Origin of the sequence: Oribacterium sp. NK2B42, assembly GCF_000424445.1 — a bacterium.
Classification (GTDB): Bacteria; Bacillota; Clostridia; order Lachnospirales; family Lachnospiraceae; genus Oribacterium.
This window is the reverse complement of record NZ_AUJX01000017.1, coordinates 55988-76174: the sequence shown is the minus strand read 5'-3', so window position 1 is coordinate 76174 and position 20187 is coordinate 55988. Positions and strand designations below refer to the sequence as shown.

Annotated in this window: 19 protein-coding genes and 1 pseudogene; 18 read left to right on the top strand and 2 right to left on the bottom strand. The window is 43.6% G+C overall.

What is annotated here, in order from left to right; all coding sequences use genetic code 11:
• From G625_RS22840 to G625_RS22335, 11 genes and pseudogenes are all read left to right on the top strand, one after another.
• Positions 1-272, top strand: a pseudogene (locus tag G625_RS22840) (IS4 family transposase); the annotation flags it as partial.
• 106 nt (positions 273-378) lie between these two features.
• Positions 379-1395: a DNA polymerase III subunit delta gene (holA, locus tag G625_RS0107585; RefSeq protein WP_044931974.1), complete on the top strand. Its 1017-nt coding sequence runs from the start codon at positions 379-381 to the stop codon at positions 1393-1395.
• Between the two features lie 333 nt (positions 1396-1728).
• A complete protein-coding gene (locus G625_RS21160) occupies positions 1729-2319 on the top strand; it encodes a 3D domain-containing protein (protein ID WP_049895794.1) in 591 nt (196 codons plus the stop codon).
• A gap of 359 nt (positions 2320-2678) precedes the next feature.
• Positions 2679-3710: a heat-inducible transcriptional repressor HrcA gene (hrcA, locus tag G625_RS0107575; RefSeq protein WP_029200648.1), complete on the top strand. Its 1032-nt coding sequence runs from the start codon at positions 2679-2681 to the stop codon at positions 3708-3710.
• Positions 3711-3781: 71 nt separating this feature from the next.
• Positions 3782-4426 carry a nucleotide exchange factor GrpE gene (gene grpE / locus G625_RS0107570; RefSeq protein WP_242826612.1) on the top strand — a complete coding sequence of 215 codons (645 nt, stop codon included), beginning with the start codon at positions 3782-3784 and terminating at the stop codon, positions 4424-4426.
• A 105-nt stretch (positions 4427-4531) separates the two neighbouring features.
• Positions 4532-6397: a molecular chaperone DnaK gene (gene dnaK, locus G625_RS0107565; RefSeq protein ID WP_029200646.1), complete on the top strand. Its 1866-nt coding sequence runs from the start codon at positions 4532-4534 to the stop codon at positions 6395-6397.
• Positions 6398-6477: 80 nt separating this feature from the next.
• On the top strand, positions 6478-7602 hold the full coding sequence (dnaJ, locus tag G625_RS0107560; RefSeq protein WP_029200645.1) for a molecular chaperone DnaJ: 1125 nt from the start codon (positions 6478-6480) through the stop codon (positions 7600-7602).
• A gap of 338 nt (positions 7603-7940) precedes the next feature.
• Positions 7941-8753: a 16S rRNA (uracil(1498)-N(3))-methyltransferase gene (locus G625_RS0107550; RefSeq protein ID WP_029200643.1), complete on the top strand. Its 813-nt coding sequence runs from the start codon at positions 7941-7943 to the stop codon at positions 8751-8753.
• A gap of 149 nt (positions 8754-8902) precedes the next feature.
• Positions 8903-10060 carry a cysteine desulfurase family protein gene (locus G625_RS0107545; protein WP_029200642.1) on the top strand — a complete coding sequence of 386 codons (1158 nt, stop codon included), beginning with the start codon at positions 8903-8905 and terminating at the stop codon, positions 10058-10060.
• Positions 10061-10071: 11 nt separating this feature from the next.
• A complete protein-coding gene (prmA, locus tag G625_RS0107540; RefSeq protein WP_029200641.1) occupies positions 10072-11136 on the top strand; it encodes a 50S ribosomal protein L11 methyltransferase in 1065 nt (354 codons plus the stop codon).
• A 371-nt stretch (positions 11137-11507) separates the two neighbouring features.
• Entirely contained in the window at positions 11508-11651 is a 144-nt protein-coding gene (locus G625_RS22335) for a hypothetical protein (protein WP_156885065.1), read from the top strand.
• Between the two features lie 152 nt (positions 11652-11803).
• Here the strand turns inward: G625_RS22335 and G625_RS0107530 are convergent, their stop codons facing one another.
• Entirely contained in the window at positions 11804-12571 is a 768-nt protein-coding gene (locus G625_RS0107530; protein WP_029200640.1) for an SIMPL domain-containing protein, read from the bottom strand.
• A 356-nt stretch (positions 12572-12927) separates the two neighbouring features.
• Here G625_RS0107530 and G625_RS0107525 point away from each other — a divergent pair, with 356 nt between their 5' ends.
• Together G625_RS0107525 and G625_RS0107520 are read left to right on the top strand one after the other, a co-directional pair.
• On the top strand, positions 12928-13992 hold the full coding sequence (locus G625_RS0107525) for an acyltransferase family protein (protein ID WP_029200639.1): 1065 nt from the start codon (positions 12928-12930) through the stop codon (positions 13990-13992).
• A gap of 74 nt (positions 13993-14066) precedes the next feature.
• Positions 14067-14975, top strand: coding sequence for a phosphatase PAP2 family protein (locus G625_RS0107520; RefSeq protein WP_029200638.1), 909 nt, complete (start codon positions 14067-14069; stop codon positions 14973-14975).
• Here G625_RS0107520 and G625_RS0107515 read toward each other — a convergent pair.
• Complete coding sequence (locus tag G625_RS0107515; RefSeq protein ID WP_029200637.1) at positions 14935-15204, bottom strand: cation:dicarboxylate symporter family transporter; 270 nt, start codon at positions 15202-15204, stop codon at positions 14935-14937. The two genes, G625_RS0107520 and G625_RS0107515, sit on opposite strands and share 41 nt — an antisense overlap.
• Positions 15205-15838: 634 nt before the next feature.
• Here G625_RS0107515 and G625_RS0107505 point away from each other — a divergent pair.
• Genes G625_RS0107505 through G625_RS21905 form a run of 5 tightly spaced genes read left to right on the top strand, consistent with a single transcriptional unit; the run spans position 15839 to position 20146 of the window.
• Complete coding sequence (locus G625_RS0107505) at positions 15839-16276, top strand: DUF4869 domain-containing protein (protein ID WP_029200636.1); 438 nt, start codon at positions 15839-15841, stop codon at positions 16274-16276.
• Between the two features lie 18 nt (positions 16277-16294).
• Complete coding sequence (locus G625_RS0107500) at positions 16295-17272, top strand: hypothetical protein (protein WP_029200635.1); 978 nt, start codon at positions 16295-16297, stop codon at positions 17270-17272.
• A 41-nt stretch (positions 17273-17313) separates the two neighbouring features.
• The gene (locus G625_RS21910) at positions 17314-17409 is read left to right on the top strand and encodes a helix-turn-helix domain-containing protein (protein WP_084152803.1); all 96 of its coding nucleotides are present in this window, start codon (positions 17314-17316) and stop codon (positions 17407-17409) included.
• 17 nt (positions 17410-17426) lie between these two features.
• A complete protein-coding gene (locus G625_RS0107495; RefSeq protein WP_029200634.1) occupies positions 17427-18923 on the top strand; it encodes a class I SAM-dependent DNA methyltransferase in 1497 nt (498 codons plus the stop codon).
• A 17-nt stretch (positions 18924-18940) separates the two neighbouring features.
• Positions 18941-20146: a restriction endonuclease subunit S gene (locus tag G625_RS21905; RefSeq protein ID WP_029200633.1), complete on the top strand. Its 1206-nt coding sequence runs from the start codon at positions 18941-18943 to the stop codon at positions 20144-20146.
• Positions 20147-20187 lie beyond the last annotated feature (41 nt).

Below are 20187 nucleotides of genomic sequence, written 5' to 3'. Positions count from 1 at the left end.
TCAGGTATATGATGCTTAGCGTGTTCCAGAGGGCAAACACAGATCACCGATCGCTCGGAGAACTGTTCTACCTGTATGTCCAGGAAGTAGCGGAAATAACCTTTGACCATTCTATGCGACTAATCATGATCGCACTGCTTTCAACCGTCAAAGAGTTCTTTGCGCTCACTGATGCTCAAATGGCAGGGTTTGTACAGCAATTCATCAACAACCTGCCAAACTATCTGAAAGCGCCCTTAGAGGCCTGCGCGGAGCAGTTGTCGGCGGCATAATGGTATTTTTGCGCCGCAAACATTGTAAACACTGAGTTTCACGCCCTTTTGGGTGTGGGAAGTATTAGTACTTTACTGAAAGTTATGAAGTATTATCGGAGAATATATGGCCTACAAGAAAAAAGAAAATGAAAATAATTACCTGGAGCTGGGAAATGATCTGAAAAGCGGAGATTTCAAGCCTTATTATCTTCTGTACGGAGAGGAAGAGTATCTGAAGCTTTCCTATAAAAAAGCCTTCAGAAAGGCCTTCGGCGGAGATGAGGGCATGGCATATAACTATTTTGACGGTGCTCCTGATGTTGACGAACTCATAGACATTCTGAATACCATCCCCTTTACTTTCGGGGATAACAACGGAAGGCTCGTGATAGTAAGCGACAGTCAGTGGTTTAAAAAAGCTCCGCCTGAGAAAATCGTGAAATATCTTGAGAATATTGAGCATTTCCCGGAAACGGCCCACCTTATGTTTATAGAGAAAGAGGTCGACAAAAGAGGGAAGCTTTACAAGATCATACAGAAAAACGGTTTTGACTGTGAGCTTGGATTTCAGGATCAGGCACAACTTGGAAGATGGGCAGCCAGATATCTCACCAATGCCGGAAAAAAGATCAGAAATTCAACCATGGAGCTGATCCTCAGTAAAACAGGAAACAGTATGGATAATATCGCTTCGGAGCTCGAAAAGCTGATCGCATATACGGGAGAGCGGGACATAATCGAAGATCAGGATGTGGAGACTATATGTTCCCAGAATGTTGAAGACAGAGTTTTCGACATGATAACAGAGATGAGTCTCGGAAATAAACAGAAAGCTATGCAGTACTATGGCGATCTCCTGACACTTCAGGAAGCACCTATGAAGATTCTGAGTCTTATGAGGAGGAATTTCAACCAGCTGCTTCTTACCAAAGAGTCGGTAACAAGGGGCATGAACGGGCAGGAAGCTGCCAAATATGTTAATGTTTCCCCCTGGATACTGGGCAGGCTCCAGAACCAGGCAAAGCACTATTCGCTGGAAAGCATCGAGGACTATATCAGCAGATGTCTGGAGTATGATGAGTCTATAAAAAGCGGTAATCTGACTGACAGAATGGCGGTGGAGCTGCTGTTAACGGTGTAAAAACCGCATGTTTAGCCGGAACTTAACGTTCGGCTTTTGTATAACAGTTCAGTCTGTGGACCACCAACCCCCGTCCCCCGGTCCACAGACTGAACTGTTACGTTTTTGTTAAAAACTTTAGAAAAATTTTAGTTGACCGTTTTACAAAGCTGTATTAAGGTCATAGCGTCTTGTGTTGCAAAATCGTAGAAAAATCGTTGATATTTAAGGCGATTGTGATTCCTTATTTTACAGAGACAGACATTTTCCGAATCCGGAAAATGATCACACTGTATCAGAGTAATTGTATATAGTCTGGCTTTGGGTAAGGATAACTATAGGAGGAACAATTATATGAAGATGGCAGGGCTAAAAACAGCTGCGGCAACGTTATTTATTACCGCGTTGGTTTCAACTTCTGCTTTGGCGGCCGCTACAGCCCCTACAGGTACAGCTTGGAGTGATGAGTCCATGGTTAAGGGCTATGAACTTGTTCAGTCTTCCGATTCTGAAATGGATGCAGAGATTCAGGCTGAAATGTATGCCGAACAGCTGCTTGCAGAGCAGTTAAAGGCTCTTGAGACTGCGGCTAAGCAGTCAGCAGGTAATCCGGTTACAAAGGTAGGAAGTGTTGTCACAGAGGAAACTACGCATTATAAGCGTGGAAATATGATCGGCAATTTCAAACTTACGGGTTATTATGGAGCGGGTATTACTTATTCCGGCGCATATACCACTGCAAATCATACCATTGCTGCAGATCTTGGTGTTATTCCTATGGGAACAAAGGTCTTTATCAATAATACTGTTTATACAGTTGAAGATATCGGAGGAGCGGTTAAGGGCAATCTTATAGATGTATACTATGACACCTATGCGGAAGCTGCAGGCGTAACCGACAGAGGCTGGCAGTACGCAGATGTGTACCTGGCAGTTCCGGTTTGATGAAGGATGAACTTACCAAAATGTCAGCTGTGTGTAAGATATTAACGGTAAGAATACACATTAATGAATGAGTACATAAGGATTTGAGCTTTCAAAGCACAGTGAGGTTTTCCTGGTTATTCAGGGTCAGACATTACGGTCTGACTCTTTTTTTGTCCGGAAATCCACCGGGGACGGTTCTCGTCGGCAAGAACCGTTTCCGGTGGATTTCTGCTTTTTTATTACAGTTCATTTTTTATTCACAATTGCATTTGGTTAAAGTTCTTGACATAGATTTACAAGGCGAGTATTATAAATTTCAGATGTTAGCACTCCAATATTTTGAGTGCTAACAAAATAATACAGAAGGAGGCGGAGAGATGGAACTGGATCAACGTAAGATTGTTATCCTTACCACGATAATCAAAAACTACCTTGAGACCGGAGAACCGGTTGGCTCACGAACCATAAGTAAGTATTCCGGATTGAATCTCAGCTCTGCCACCATCAGAAATGAAATGAGTGATCTGGAGGAGATGGGGTATATAGTTCAGCCTCATACTTCGGCAGGTCGTATCCCCAGTGACAAGGGTTACAGGTTTTATGTTGATCAGCTCATGGAAAATCATAAGCATGAGATTGACGATGTGAAAACCGAAATGTTTGAAAAGGTGGATCGCCTGGAGACAACATTAAAAACACTTGTCAGAAACCTTGCTGAGAATACCAAATATGCAGCGGTGGTCACAGGACCCTCTATTAGAACAAACAAGATCAAGTTCATACAGACTTCTCTTGTGGATGCAAGGAGACTGCTTCTTGTCGTCATGATGCAGGGAAATATCGTAAAGACTTCATCTGTGGTTTTGGACGGCTCAGAGGAGCTTGACTTCAACAGAGTTCTGAGCATTAACATGCTTCTCAATGATGTACTTAACGGACTGAGCGTTGAAGACATCACCGAAGGACGTATCGGACAGCTTCTTGCAAGGACAAGCTATAAGGGTACTGTAAAGGCCATAGTTGACAGCATTCTCAATATGCTGGATATCAACCTCGGAGAGAGTCAGATATATACTTCCGGAGCAACCAACATTTTCAAGTATCCGGAGCTTGTGGATTCCGATAATGCATCAAAGCTTATAAGTGCATTCGAAACAAAGGATGAACTTGCTTCTCTTGTAAAGGAATCACAGGAGCAGACTGACGGAAAGAAGCCTATACAGGTTTATATCGGAGAAGAATCTCCGCTTCAGAATATGTCCGACTGCTCGGTTATAACAGCCAATTACGAGCTTGGAAACGGACTGAAGGGAACCATCGGAGTCATAGGACCGAAGCGAATGGACTATGAAAAGGTATTGGAGATACTCAGTAAGCTTCAGAGTGAGATGGATCAGGCATTTCAGTAGCTAAGGTTAAAAAGGCTGCAGGGCAGCTTAAGATATAAAGATCCGGTAAGGATTAAGGACAGGAGGTTATCTTGAAGGACGAAGAAATAAAGAAGTCTTCCGAAGAACAGGGTACAGAAGAAATAAAAGAAGAAAATGTTGAGGAGACCATGGAAGAGTCTCAGGAAAACAAGGAAGCAGCAGAGGACTCTGAGAATGCGGAAGCTTCAGAAAATGATGAAGCTGAGGCTAAAGATGATGAAAATGCGGCTGAGGATGACGAAACCGTAAAACTCAAGGAAAAGTACGAGGCAGAAATAGCCGATCTTAAGGATAAATACACAAGGCTTTATGCGGAGTTTGACAATTTCCGCAAGCGTACTGAGAAGGAGAAGATTCAGAATTTCGACTTCGGTGCCAGAGAAGTGATTGAGAAGCTTCTCCCTGTGGTTGACAATTTTGAAAGAGCTCTGGGAACTGTAGAGAAGGAAGATGAAGAGGATGCTTTCACAAAGGGTGTCCAGGGAATCTACAAGCAGATTGAAAAACTGTTCGAGGATCTTCAGGTCAAAGCCATCAAGGCTGAGGGCGAGAAATTCGATCCGAACCTCCACAATGCAGTTATGACAGATACAGAAAGCGATGCACCTGAGGATACAGTCACACAGGATCTTCAGAAGGGTTACACCTATAAGGATCAGGTGATCAGACACAGCATGGTTAAGGTGAAGAAATAGAAAACATTAAAAGCCATAGCCCGGTAACACTCGGCGGGAGCCAAAAGCTCTGCCGTTATGAAATATAAAGAAATCCAGTTTTTATAGATAGAAAAGGAGAACAATATGGGAAAGATAATTGGAATCGATTTAGGTACAACAAACAGCTGTGTAGCAGTTATGGAAGGTGGAAAGCCTACTGTTATCGCAAATGCAGAGGGTCTCAGAACAACACCTTCAGTTGTGGCATTTACAAAGAATGGTGAGAGACTTGTAGGTGAGCCTGCAAAGCGTCAGGCTGTAACCAATGCTGACAGAACCATCTCTTCAATAAAGAGACACATGGGTTCAGATTATAAGGTAAGCATTGACGGTAAGGACTATACTCCTCAGGAGATTTCAGCTATGATCCTTCAGAAGCTTAAGGCTGATGCCGAGGCTTATCTCGGTGAGAAGGTAACTGAGGCTGTTATCACAGTTCCTGCATACTTCAACGATGCTCAGCGTCAGGCAACAAAGGATGCCGGAAAGATCGCAGGTCTTGATGTTAAGCGTATCATCAATGAGCCTACAGCTGCAGCTCTTGCTTACGGTCTTGATGAAGGTAAAGAGCAGAAGGTTATGGTTTATGACCTTGGCGGCGGTACATTTGATGTTTCTATCATCGATATCGGAGATGGTGTTATCGAGGTTCTTGCAACAAACGGTGATACCCGTCTCGGCGGTGATGATTATGATAGCCGTATCCAGAACTGGATGGTTGAGGAGTTCAAGAAGGCTGAGGGCGTAGATCTCAGCAAGGACAATATGGCTCTTCAGAGACTTAAGGAAGCAGCTGAGAAGGCTAAGAAGGAGCTTTCTGCTTCAACTACAACAGATATCAACCTTCCTTTCATTACAGCAACTGCTGATGGCCCCAAGCACCTTGATATGACTCTTACAAGAGCTAAGTTTGAGGAGCTTACATCTGATCTTACAGAGAGAACAGCGGTTCCTGTACAGAATGCACTTCGTGATGCAGGCCTTACCTCCGGAGAGCTTGACAAGGTTCTTCTGGTTGGTGGTTCAACACGTATGCCGGTTGCTCAGGATAAGGTTAAGCAGCTTACAGGCAAGGAGCCAAGCAAGACTCTTAACCCGGATGAGTGCGTAGCTATCGGTGCAGCTATCCAGGGTGGTAAGCTTGCAGGTGATGCCGGTGCCGGTGACGTTCTTCTTCTTGACGTAACACCACTTACACTTTCTATCGAGACACTTGGCGGCGTTGCTACTCCTCTTATCAAGAGAAATACAACAATCCCTACAAGAGCATCTCAGGTATTCTCAACTGCTGAGGATAACCAGACAGCCGTAGATATCCATGTAGTTCAGGGTGAGCGTGAGTTCGCAAGAGATAACAAGACTCTCGGCCAGTTCAGACTTGACGGAATCCTTCCTGCAAGACGTGGCATGCCTAAGATCGAGGTAACCTTCGATATCGATGCAAATGGTATCGTTAATGTTTCTGCCAAGGATCAGGGAACAGGCAAGGAGCAGCACATCACGATCACATCCGGATCAAACATGAGCAAGGAGGATATCGATAAGGCTGTTAAGGAGGCTGCTCAGTATGAGGCAGCTGATAAGGAAAAGAAGGAAGCTATCGAGACAAGAAACGGTGCTGACTCTATCGTATTCCAGACCAAGAAGGCTCTTGAAGATGTAGGCGATAAGATTTCAGGCTCCGATAAGGCACAGGTTGAGGCTGACCTTAAGGCTCTTGAGGATGTTCTTGCAGCTAACCCCCTTGAGTCCATCACAAAGGACGGCGCTGAGAAGATCAAGGCAGCTCAGGAGACACTTATGAAGTCTTCACAGGCTCTCTTCTCAAAGGTTTATGAGCAGGCTCAGGCAGCTCAGGGTGCAGCCGGTGCTCAGGGAGCAGCAGATCAGGGCGCTCAGCAGAGCAGTTCCGATGACAATGTTGTTGACGGTGACTTCAAGGAAGTATAAAATCATAAATCGTCGTTTTATTAAATGCCTCCGGCGCATTGCGTCGGAGGCAAATGTTGATATATTGCTAGGAGTAAAACATGGCAGAACAAAAGCGGGACTATTATGAAGTCCTCGGTGTAGATAAGAATGCTGATGATGCAACCATAAAGAGAGCTTTCCGTAAGCTTGCGAAAAAGTATCATCCGGATGCAAATCCCGGTGATGCTGCGGCGGCTGAGAAGTTCCGTGAGGCAAATGAGGCATATGCGGTTCTTTCGGATGAAAAGAAGAGAAGAGCATATGATACATACGGTCATGCTGCATTTGACGCAAACTCTGCTGCAGGACAGAGCAGCGGTTTTGGCGGATTCGATTTTGGGGGTATGGATTTCTCGGATATATTCGGAGATATCTTTGGCTTCGGCGGATCCCGTGGCGGTTTTTCCTCATATGGAGGCAGTGCGGCTAATCAGGCAACTCGTGGACAGTCAATCCGTACCGGAATTCGTATCACTTTTGATGAAGCCATCAAGGGCTGTAAAAAGACAGTTAAGATAAGATATAAGGACGAGTGTAAGAAATGTAACGGAACCGGCGCAAAGCCCGGAACACATCCTGAGACCTGTACAAGATGTAATGGCCGCGGTCAGGTGGTTGTTACAAGACAGAGCATGTTCGGAACCATACAGCAGGTAACCACATGTCCTGACTGTCAGGGATCCGGAAAGATCGTCAAAGAGAAATGTCCTGACTGTCATGGTGACGGATACATTACAACTCAGAAGAATATCGAGATCACCATTCCCGCAGGCATCGATGATGGACAAACACTTCGTCGTTCTGGCGGCGGAGACCCGGGAACAAACGGCGGTCCGAGAGGAGATCTTCTTGTAGATATAGCTGTATCACAGCATCCGTTCTTTAAACGTCAGGGTACAAACATATACTCCACAGAGGAAATAAGCTTTGCAACAGCAGCTCTGGGAGGCAAGAAGGTTATCCGTACAGTAGACGGTAATGTAGAACTGCAGATCAAGCCGGGCACTCAGTCTGACACAAAGACAAGACTGAGAGGCAAAGGCGTTCCAAGTCTTAACAACCCGGATGTTCGTGGTGACCAGTATGTTACCATAGTTGTTAATATTCCTTCTTCACTCAACAAGGAGCAGAAGGAAGCTCTCAAGGCCTTCGCAAAGACCTGCGGAGAGACAATAGATGCTTAATAAACAGTACCGGAAGTAAAAAATTCAGCCGGCGCATATGTAGTAAAGATCCGGAGAGCATACATTTGAATGCCCTCAGGATTTTTCCGGCATATGCGTCGGCTGAACTGTTACTTATGTATATTGAACCGGTGAGGCTGTTTTGTAAGGCTTCAGAACCGTCCCCACTGGCTTCAGAGATTCTGTATGAAGACTTTCTTTTTTACGGGTTTTACTTTTTGGAGCTACTTGTTATAATAGCGAAGCAACAGGAAGAGATTTACTACAGAGGGTTTCTTTTATAGCTTAGGAATCCGTTATAAATCCGTTATACCTATGTATGGTGAAAGCAGGCTGATATGCATCATTTTTTTGCAGATAAATCAGATATAGATACAGATAACCGCAGAGTCCGTCTGACAGGTGACAATTACAATCATTTGAAGAACGTCCTTCGTGTGAGAGTGGGTGAAAAAATACTTATCTCTGACGGAGAAGGAACTGATTATGAATGTGATGTGCTGGAAGTTCATGATGAGAACTTTATAAAAGAGGCAAGAGAGACTGGAGCTTCTTCTGTTTCCGAGCCAGAGGTGATTCTGCATATAAACTTTGTTGAAGAGATACATGAACTCCCTGCTGATATATACCTTTTTCAGGGACTTCCCAAGCAGGACAAGATGGAGCTTATTATACAGAAGGCAGTAGAGCTTGGAGCTCATGCGGTGATCCCGCTGGATTCGAAAAACACGGTCATCAAGCTTGACGATAAAAGACAGCAAAAGAAAACCGAGCGCTGGCAGGCTATAGCGGAGGCCGCTGCAAAGCAGTCCAAACGCTCTATCATTCCCGAAGTGATGCCGGTAATGAAGTGGAAGCAAGCCATGGATTTTGTGAAGGACTTTAACCTTAAGCTGATTCCTTATGAAAATGCCAAAAGCATTAAGCACACCATGGAAGAGCTGAGAAAGCTTCCCGATCATGGCAGGATTGCGGTATTCATCGGCCCTGAAGGGGGCTTTTCGGATTCGGAGATAGAAGATGCCCTTCAGCACGGAATAGAGCCCATAACCCTTGGCAAGCGTATTCTCAGAACAGAGACCGCTGCTATAACTAGCCTCAGTGTACTGATGTTGATGCTGGAGGCAAAAGCTGATGAAGAAAACCTATAAGGATTGTTGATGACCAGGGGCTTCTGATGATTTCAGACAGGTATTTCTATCGAAGCTGCAAATAAAGACAGATATATACCATATCCGATGAAAAAACAGGATTTGACAGATATTCACCATGTACGGTGATAGAACAGGATTCATAAAAGATGAGAGAAATATATTTTGACAATTCAGCCACAACAAGGGTTTATCCTGAGGTTGTGGAGCTTATGAAGAAGACAATGGAGGAGGATTACGGTAATCCCTCTTCAAAGCACATAAAAGGCTTTGATGCGGAGAAGTATTTCCGTACAGCCCGGGAGCAGGTTGCAAACACTCTGAAGGTTAAACCAAAGGAGATAATATTTACATCCGGCGGCACAGAATCAAACAATACAGCCATCTTCGGAACGGCCCTTGCAAAGCGTAAGCAGGGAATGCACATCATATCTTCCCAGGTTGAGCATGCAGCCATCTACAAGCCGTTGGATACATTGGCAGAACTTGGATACGAGATCACTTATCTTCCGGTAGACAGTAAAGGACATATAAATCTCAATGACCTGAGAACTGCCATAAGACATGATACCATCCTTGTTACCATCATGCATGTGAACAATGAGATCGGTGCCATAGAGCCGGTGGAAGAAATAGGAAAGTTGGTTAAGGTATGTAATCCCAACACCTGGTTCCACACAGATGCAATCCAGTCCTACGGAAAACTTACCATACGTCCCAAAAAGCAGAATATCGATATGCTCTCTGTATCCGGTCACAAGATTCACGGACCTAAGGGAGTTGGATTCCTTTACGTAGATGAGAAGATCCGCCTGAGACCCATGATCTATGGAGGCGGACAGCAGGAGGATATGCGTTCCGGAACCCACAATGTTCCCGGAATCGCAGGTATGGGACTTGCGGCAGAACTTGCCTACAGGGATCATGATGCGAAGATCGCGCGTATAATGGATATAAAGAACTATTTTATTGATGAAGTATCAAAGATCGATGGAGTAACCGTGAATTCAGAAAGAGGCGATGCCTCGGCGCCAAACATAGTTTCAGTTTCCTTTGAAAAGGTCCGTGCAGAAGTTCTTCTCCACGCACTGGAGGAAAAAGGCATTTATGTAAGTTCAGGCTCAGCCTGCTCCTCAAATCATCCCGGTATTTCCGGAACCCTGAAGGCAATAGGTGTGAAACCCGAACTTCAGGATTCCACCATCAGATTTTCCTTCGGTGTATTCAATGAAAAGGAAGAAGTTGACCTCTGTATGGAGGCTTTAAAGGAGCTTGTTCCGGTACTGAGAAGATTTACAAGATTTTGAAAGGCGATAATATGGTTTGGAGAAAATTCACTATTCATACAACTACTGAGGCAGAGGATATCCTGAGTGCGAATCTTGCGGACCTCGGAATTGACGGAGTACAGATAGAAGACAAGATCCCTCTTTCCGAGGATGACACCAAAGGCATGTTCATTGACATCCTTCCCGACATCGGACCGGATGACGGAAAGGCAGATGTCAGCTTCTACGTAGAAGTGCTGTCACCTGAAGACAAGCAGGACAGAATCGAGAAAGCAAAGAAATATATGGAAGACCCATCCGTAGATGCAAGCTATATGCCCAACACCTCCAATGTCTACACTCCGACAGAGCTTAAACAGCTTCTCCGGGATGTTGAAGAAATGATAGCAGATATGAGAAACTATTGTGAGGTAGGAGAGGGAACCATCGAAACCTCGGAGACAGAAGATAAAGACTGGATCAACAACTGGAAGACCTTCTTCCATCCATTCACAGTAGGGGACATTCTCATAAAGCCAACTTGGGAAGAAATCCCCGAAGGAGACGAAGATAAGCTCCTCATAGAAATAGATCCAGGAACAGCCTTCGGAACCGGAATGCATGAAACAACCCAGCTCTGCATCCGTCAGCTTCAGAAATACATGAAAGAAGGCGACGAAGTTGCCGACATCGGAACAGGCTCCGGCATCCTCGGCATCACAGCCCTCAAGCTGGGCGCAGGTCATATCTATGGCACAGACCTTGATGAAGAAGCAGTTCCCGCAGTCCGCGACAACCTGAAAGCCAACAACCTTCCTGAAGACAGCTTCGACATGGTAGTCGGCAACGTCATCGGAGACGAGAAAGTCAAGTCTGACATGGGCCTCGGCAAATACGACATTGTCGTTGCCAACATCCTCGCCCCGGTCATCGTCCTCCTCACCGGAGAAGTGGGGCCTCTCCTCAAAAAAGACGGCCTCTTCATAACCTCCGGCATCCTCAACGAGCGCGAGCAGGAAGTAGTCGAAGCCTTCAAGTCCCACTCAGACATCTGGGAAATTTTAGAGATAAATCACCAGGGCGAATGGGTGAACGTCACTGCCCGCAAGAAATAACCCTTGTTATTATCCCCCATCTGCCGATGGTCGAATTCATATATAAAAAGATGCATACTCGTTAACACAGCTACAGGCTGTGTTAATCGAGGTAGCTGCTGTACAGGCAGCTATCGCCGAGTCACGTCAGTAAAGAAAGCAAGCAGTTTTTTGGGAACTTTTGAAATCTCGAAAGATTTTATGAGACAATCTTCAAAGATTTATCATAAGAAAAACGGATTCAGATTTCCCGAAAAGCTTGTAATTAAGCTATTTCTAGTATAGGGTGTCTACTTTAGACACCCTATATTTTTTTTGTATTTTTCTGCTACAGGCAACAGCAGATACAGCGCTGAATATATCGCATCAAAACCGGAGACCGTATCGTTTCCATGAATCAGATGATGAAAAGCGGCGCTCCGGAAATCGATTGCAGAAATGAAAAGAGTACAAAAGGTCTTTCATTGACCGGGGTTAATGAAAGCGTTAATGAGATCCTGAAGACTACAGGATTTGGAGATATCTTTGAGATGTAGACAAATGGAAATAGGCAATTTGGAGTTGACAAATGCATCATGTGAGGATCAAATCGTTGATGCATTTGTCAATACTGCCTGCTATGTCTGTTGGAACTAATTGCCACCGGGGGGTCAGTCATATAATGTTAAAGGGACTAGGTTTCGGATCCTCATCCCATGATATAGGTTACGGTAACATTTGCTTCAATATCCGATTCTCCGGGCATTATGACTGCATCTGCAGCTGCTTCCAGGGAATTCTTCATGATGGACCCGGATCTGTACTGCAGAGAAGTATTCTCATATCCTTCTGCGATATTCTTTATCTCAACGATCTTCTTTCCGGAAGCCTCAGCCAAAGCCTGGGCTTTCACATCAGCATTGGCAACAGCTTCCTTTAATGCTTCATTATAAGCATCATCGTAACCGGAGCAGAAGTAGGAGATGTTATTCATACTGTTAATGCCGGCATCCACGCACCGGGATATGACATTACCCGCATCCGTTATCTTAATATCACTTACGGTCAGAGTGGTATCTACCGTATAGCCTGAAATCCGATTTCCTGCTTCGGCATCATAGTCATACTGAGGGTAGATGTTATAGTTGGAGGTTTTTATACTTTTTTCGTCCACTCCAAGCTCCTTCAGCTTATCTATGACCTTATCGGCATCCTGACTGTTTTTGTTTTGGGCAGATTTTACGTCCTTATCTTCAGTAGTTATGGAAAATGTTATTTCAGCCATATCGGGAACCGCTGTGACTTTGCCGGATGCTGATACTGTTATGATGTTATCTGCCTGAGCAGAAGAGGATGTCAACTGTGTCTCTATGGGTATCGAGGGGATTTCATTGCCCTGACAGCCAATAAGTAATGCAGATGACATGACAAGTGTTGTAAGTCCTACGCAAAAAGATTTTGTTCTATAATTCTTCATTGATGTTCTCCTTTTTTGATTTTTTTACTGTTCTATCCTTATACACAGATTCAATTGTGATCAGGTCACAAATTTTTTAAAACTTATTAAAAATGTAGCAGTCCAGCCGACCTCTTGTGCCCATTGGTGCCTGTCAGTGTGAACAAAAGAAATTACAGGGTGTTTAAGAGGCTTTACCGTTCCAATGCAAAGAACTTTAAGCTGATCAATTCATGAAAGTGTGAAAAGGGCGAAGCTCAGCCTTCAAAAATACAGCCGGGATTTTCTGATTTCTGTTTCTTATAATGACCGTTTCTGAGCCGAATTAATTGATATGACGTAGTATAGCAATTACGGCTATGCGAGGAGAAACGGCTATGAATGAAAAGAAAAAGAGAGCACGAATCGAATTAATCGATATAGCAAAGGCTATCACAATTATATTGGTTATTATGGGACACACTACCGGCAACTTGGAAACACCGTTATATCGTCGGTTTCTTTATGCTTTCCATATGCCATTGTTCTTCTTTCTGGCGGGACTGTCCATAAAACCAAAGGCAATAAAATCAGTTTATGAGTGGAAGGAATTCATTAAGAAAAATCTGCTTGCACTTATTGTTCCATATCTGATTTTTGCTTTTATATATGCACCGTTCTCCTTTGATAATGTACCTGAATTCCTGTATGGATCCTGGCAGGCACTTACAAAAACAGGCACGCTTACATCTTTGTGGTATCTTACCGGCTTTTTTGTGACCAGAATATATTGTCAGATCATGGTCAACCTTACGGATGGGGTTAGGGCAGATATGCAGCTGGATGTACTTGGTATTCTTTCCATCCCCATGTTTATAATAGGTTTTATGCTTCCTAAATTGGAAGGCGGATATCCCTGGTGCATGGACATTAGCTTTGTGGCATCCGGATTTGTACTGCTTGGAATAGCGCTACGTCAACGTATTATAATCCTGGCCCAGGCAAAAGGATGGGTACTTCTCGTATTTACCATCGTTTCTGCGATAGTGCTTGCCTTCGGGACCATCCTGCGTGACAATGCTTTGGAACTTTGTCTGATGTGCAAAAGCGTATACGGTAACATTTTCTGGTTTATGGTTAATTCAATTTCCGGAAGTGCTTTTGTGATGGGGGTTTCCATGCTTCTGTTCAGAATTTCCAGAGAAGGAGCACGTCCTTTCAGCACAGCAGCGATCACATATGTCGGTCAGCATACTCTGGGAATATTCCTTTTGCACAAGAATTTCCAATTGGATTTAGTGATTCCATGGATTCATACCTGGTTGGAAGGACCGCAATTGTTGGTAGCATGTATTGCTACATGCATTTCCTTTATATTTGCCCTTTTGTTATGTGCAGTGATTGAAAAATTTGTTCCGCAGTTGTTGGGACAGTTCCCCAGATATCCGGTGTCAAATGTTTGACACGAAAGAGTAATCCTCTAAACTATAAGTGCCTGACGCTATGAATAAATCATTGTATAAAGGGGTTTAAAAATATGGAATGGGAAGTAAGACTTATTGAATGGATGCAGGAAAATTCCGGTGATTTCATTCGTGTTTTAGGGAAAATCTTTGCTTTTATAGGCGGAGAAAAGGGGCTGCTGTTAATGCTCCTTATCGTGATGTTCTGTTGGAAGAAAGAGGTGGGCAAACGCATTGCTCTGATTCTCGCGTCTGTAAATTCGTATCTTCCGATGATCAAGAACGTTGTGATGAGACCACGGCCTTATATGGAGTATCCCGACAGGGTGGAAGCACGGGCACTGTTGGAATCAGGTGCAGCGGCACAGAATGTAGCTGCACAGGGATATTCATTCCCCAGTATGCATAGTGCGTCCGTCACAGCCGCCTATATCACGCTGGCATCCAAAGCAAAAAAGAGACCGGTTTGGATACTTTCTATCTGCCTTTCATTTTTGGTGGGGATATCCCGGCCTGCAGTCGGTGCACATTATCCTACGGATGTCCTGGCCGGATGGATATTTGGATTTGTAATAATTTGGATCTTTTCGCTTCTGGACCGGTTTGTTGAAAAAGCATGGATACGCCATCTTATCTTATTGGCTTTTGCATTACCCGGAGTGTTTTTTGTCCGGACCCAGGACTATTTTACTTCCATGGGCGTACTGATAGGCGTTATCGCAGCAATTCCCTTTGAAGAGAAGTATGTGGGGTTTAAAGATACAAATAATGTTTTTGCAAAGATACTTCGCGTAATCTGTGCGTTTCTGATCTTCTTTATTATGAATAAACTGTTGAAAATGCCTTTTTCCGGTGAGTTTCTTTCCGGTAACAGCTTAGCTGCGCTTCTGGTCAGAACTGCACGGTATGCGATAACAATATTTGTAATCATTGGTGTTTATCCTATGGTTTTCCCTCTCTTTGAGAAGATAAAGACATCGTAAATCCCATAAGTGAAGCCAGCACGATCGCTTCAACCGGTATCCCCATCTGTGCAAACATGGTGCTGTACAGCATCAGACCAACTCCGGGAAGGGGTGGAAGTGCAATGGCCAAAAGGCTTGATGTGATCACCGCTATGATAAACCAGACCGGATTGATCTCTACCCCGTATTCCTGTGCAAAGTAAATGGTAAATACAGTCAGAGACAGAGAAACTGCCGGCATAAACATTACGTATCCAATGAGGCACGGGTTGCCAGTGAAACCGCAATCAGGATCCAGAAAAGTGTTCCGTGCTTTCGACGATCTTCCACGGTAAGTGAAACCTGGTTGACATGTCCCCGGAAGGACCAGACCGGAAGAACGCCCAAAGAGCTCAGAATCCGGCTGCTCCAGTCATCCTCATCCTCCTCAACGGGATTAAATGATTCTCCTCCATAACGGATACGAAACAGCTGTCTTCCGAAGTGTTTTCCTATTCCGATATCAACAGTAACATCTTCTTCATAATGCCCCAGGATTTTGAGCAGAACCTCCTCTGTAGTCAGACATGTGCGGTAAACAGTGCGGCGATCTATGCCGTCACGGTTATAGTTTTCCCGTATCTGCTCTGAGATACGGTCTATGTTTTCTCTCGATAATTAATACGAATCCCATTTTAAACTCATATTGCTATTCCCACTTTCGCTCATACTAATGATTTCATCGGCTCAAATACAAGATAAATCAGTTATTTTGAGGCAAAATTGAACATCAGTATATCTAATCCGCCAAGCTCCATCATTTTAATTAAAAAGATATGGTAAAAAATGATATAATCTGTATTACGTGGTACAAATAAATATCATTACGTAGGTAAACAATTATGCTAAGTATATATTTTGGTGAAAAAGATAATGTAATGCATGGACCATCATGGTTTAAGTTTAATTATAAAGAAGAGTGGTTGGCTGATCCCTTTGTTGGTGACATGATGGCTGATATTGATAAGTCTCATTATAAAGGTGGTCAACTAATTGAAAGTGATGTTTTGGGACCGATTCCACCGGAAAAACTCTCCGGAGGATTACAGACACTTATTTGTATTTATAAAAGACCTGATCTTATGTTCAATGCTACAAGCTGTGGTGAAAACTGTGCAAAGTGGCTGTTGGAAATCGGAAGAAAAGAAAATGTAGCTGTTAATCTGCGTTACTATATGCCTTTTGATGATTGTGGTGATATTGAAGTTGAAATAATGAACGAGAATTTCAAGGCAACAACTGCCAAAGATTATATGCATGTAGCATTAAAATATGTTTGATCTTGGGGATATTAACATATGAAAAATAAACATCATATCGTCGTTGAGACTGAACGATTAAAATATGAATTTGACATAAAGAGAAACATAACCGTTATTCAGGGAGATAGCGCAACCGGAAAAACCACACTTGTAGAACTGCTTGGTACATATTCAAGATTCGGAAAAGAGAGTGGTATCATGCTTCAATCTGATGTTCCTTGTGTAGTGTTTGGAGGAGACCCTGCTTTATGGAAAACCATCATCGGGGCATATAAGGACAGCATTATCTTCGTTGATGAAGATTATCCGTTTATATATTCAAAAGATTTTGCTGAAGTCATACAGGGAACCTCAAATTACTATGTATTGATAACCAGACAGCCGCTTTATAATCTGCCATATAGTGTTCAGGAAATATATGGTATCAGAACAACCGGAAAATATCACTATCCGGAAAAGATATATCATGAATTTTACAGGATATATAAAGAATCTAAATCAGAGCTAAATAGAGATGTTTTGGTAATGGTTGAAGATTCAAAGTCGGGATATCAGTTCTTTTCAAAAGTTTGTGAAAAAACTGAATGTGTAAGTGTTGAAGGAAATTCACGTTTTGTAGGAGAATTAGAAAGTGTAAGCGCTGATAAACAAGTGGTTGTCATAGCAGATGGAGCAGCTTTTGGCGCCTATGTTTCCAAGGTGACTACTATAGCTAAAAGCAGAAAAGACATAATGCTTTATTTCCCGGAATCTTTTGAATGGCTCATACTTAAGTCCGGAATAATCGATATAAAAGATCTGGATGCTATTTTAGCCGAACCAGAGAAGTACATCGAAAGCAGGGATTTCTTTAGCTGGGAGAGATATTTTACCGATCTGTTAATGACAGCAACTGCTGATGATATTATAAAGAAGTATGAAAAAAGCAGGTTAAAACCATATTATCAGGAAGGAAAGAACAAAGATGCCATCATTTCCGTTTTGCCTGACGAAATTAAGAATATATTGATTTAGCGTTCGCTAAATGGTAAGTCGAATGATTGGTGCCAGTCACTGTGAACGAAGATGTACGCATGGAGACCCTCATTAAGGTCTGCAGAGTCTTGGACTGCAAGATAGATGACATCGTTGATTACGATGAAAACTTATAATTACGGAGGCAATTATTATGGCTGAAAAAATAACTGCAGATATCGGCTTTGAGAAGCAGATCTGGGATGCAGCATGTGTGCTCCGCGGCAATATGGATGCTTCGGATTATAAGAATGTTGTTCTTGGATTGATCTTTTTGAAATATATCTCCGATCGTTTTGAGGCAAAGTATCAGGAGTTGGTGAAAGAGGGAGATGGATTTGAAGAGGATATCGATGAGTATACTTCCGAAGGTATCTTCTTTGTTCCGGCCGGAGCCAGATGGAGTGAAATCGCGTCAAAGGCTCATACTCCGGAAATCGGAGTTGTGATTGATGATGCCATGCGTGCTATCGAAAAAGAAAACAAACGTCTTAAGGATATTCTGCCGAAAAACTTTGCTCGTCCCGAATTGGATAAGCGACGTCTTGGCGATGTTGTCGATCTCTTTACCAATGTTCAGATGATTGAGCACGGCGATGAGAAAGATATTCTTGGCCGGACTTATGAGTACTGTCTCTCTATGTTTGCTGAACAGGAAGGTAAACGCGGCGGAGAATTCTTTACTCCGTCCTGCGTTGTCCGTACCCTGGTCGAAGTGCTTCAGCCGTTCAAGGGCCGTGTCTATGATCCTTGCTGCGGAAGCGGCGGCATGTTCGTACAATCTGCAAAATTCGTTCAGAGCCACAGCGGCAACATCAACAACATCGCAATCTATGGGCAGGATTCAAATCCGACAACATGGAAGATGGCTCAAATGAATTTGGCCATCCGTGGTATCGAGCCGGATCTTGGAACTTACGCTGCAGATACATTCCTGGATGACAGGCATCCGACGATGAGAGCGGATTACATTATGGCGAATCCTCCGTTTAATCTTTCTGACTGGGGCGCTGATAAACTGAAAGACGATGTTCGCTGGCAGTACGGACTGCCTCCGGCTGGCAATGCAAACTTTGCCTGGTTGCAGCACATGATTTATCATCTTGCTCCGGCAGGAAAGATTGGAATGGTTCTTGCCAATGGTTCTCTATCCTCTCAGTCTGGTGGTGAAGGTGAGATCCGAAAGAATATCATCAATGCAGATCTTGTGGAATGTATCATAGCGATGCCGACGCAGTTGTTCTACACAACACAGATCCCGGTTTCTCTCTGGTTCTTAAATAAGCAGAAAAAGCAGCCGAGCAAGACCCTGTTCATCGATGCAAGAAAGCTTGGCACAATGGTAAGCCGCAAACTCCGGGAACTGACGGAAGATGATATCCAGATAATAGCTGATACCTACAAGAGCTTTGTTGACGGAAGGCTTGAAAATGAGAAGGGATACTGTGCTGTAGTATCCACCGAAGATATAGCCAAGCAGGATTATATTTTGACTCCTGGTCGATATGTTGGGATTGAAGAGCAGGAAGATGATGGGGAGCCGTTTGAAGAGAAAATGGCAAGGCTGACATCTGAGTTATATGAAATGTTTGAGAAGTCGAAGTCCTTGGAAGAGGAAATCAGATCAAAGTTGAGCAAGCTTGGATATTGATTTCAGGGAGACTCACAATGAATATTTGGACTGATTATAAAAGAATACCTTTGCCGGATTTGCTGTCGTTCATCGTCGACAATCGCGGGAAAACAGTTCCAACTGCAGATGATGGGAATCATGTTTTAATTGCAACGAATTGCATTCGAAACGAGAATCTTTATCCATCTTATGAGAAGGTTAGGCTTCTCTCAGAAGAAACTTATCAGAACTGGTTTAGAGCGCATCCAGTACCGGGGGACATTATCTTTGTATGTAAAGGAACACCGGGGCGGACTTGTATGGTTCCGGACCCGATAGACTTTTGTATAGCTCAAGATATGATAGCGCTACGGTCCAATCCTGCGCTGATTTACAATAGGTTTCTGCTTGTGGTTCTGCGTAGCAGGAGCATTCAAGAGCAAATCACAAATACCAGTGTGGGAGATGTGATCCCTCACTTTAAGAAACAGTTCCTTAACCAGTTATTGATTCCTGTGCCCCCTATGGAGGTGCAGAGAAAAATCGGTGACTTATATTTTACACTTGTGCTAAAGGAGGAACTTAATAAGAGAATAAACGATAATTTAGAGCAGCAAGCTGCGGCATATTTCTATCATCAGTTTATTGTTAATGCGGATCCTTCTTGGAAAGAAGGTACGATCAGCGACCTTGGCACCGTCATTGGCGGCAGCACACCGTCGAAATCTAAGCCGGAATACTATACTGATAACGGCATCGCTTGGATCACACCGAAAGATCTTTCTGTCGATAAGTCCAAATTCATATCGCATGGTGCAGATGACATTACTGAGCTTGGACTTAGAAACAGTAGCGCGTCAATAATGCCTGAAGGAACGGTGCTTTTCAGTTCTCGTGCTCCGATAGGCTATATTGCTATCGCCGATGGTGAAGTAACAACCAATCAAGGTTTTAAGTCGGTTGTGCCTAATAGTAATGTTGGAACTGCATTTGTTTACTATTTTCTTAAGAATGTGTTACCCACTATAGAAAACATGGCTTCAGGCTCAACCTTCAAAGAGATCTCCGGCAGTGCAATGCGTACTGTTCCAGCTAAAATTCCTGACGATGAAAGACTTCAGGATTTTTCTGATTTCTGTAATCCATTGTTTCAGCAACAACGCACTTTGGAAGCAGAAAACCGTACCTTGGCTGCGTTACGCGACTCTTTACTGCCAAAACTGATGTCTGGCGAGCTTGATGTCTCTGAGTTGGATCTCTAAGCCGCTAAATTATCGTTTATATGTGAACAACTCTCACCAAC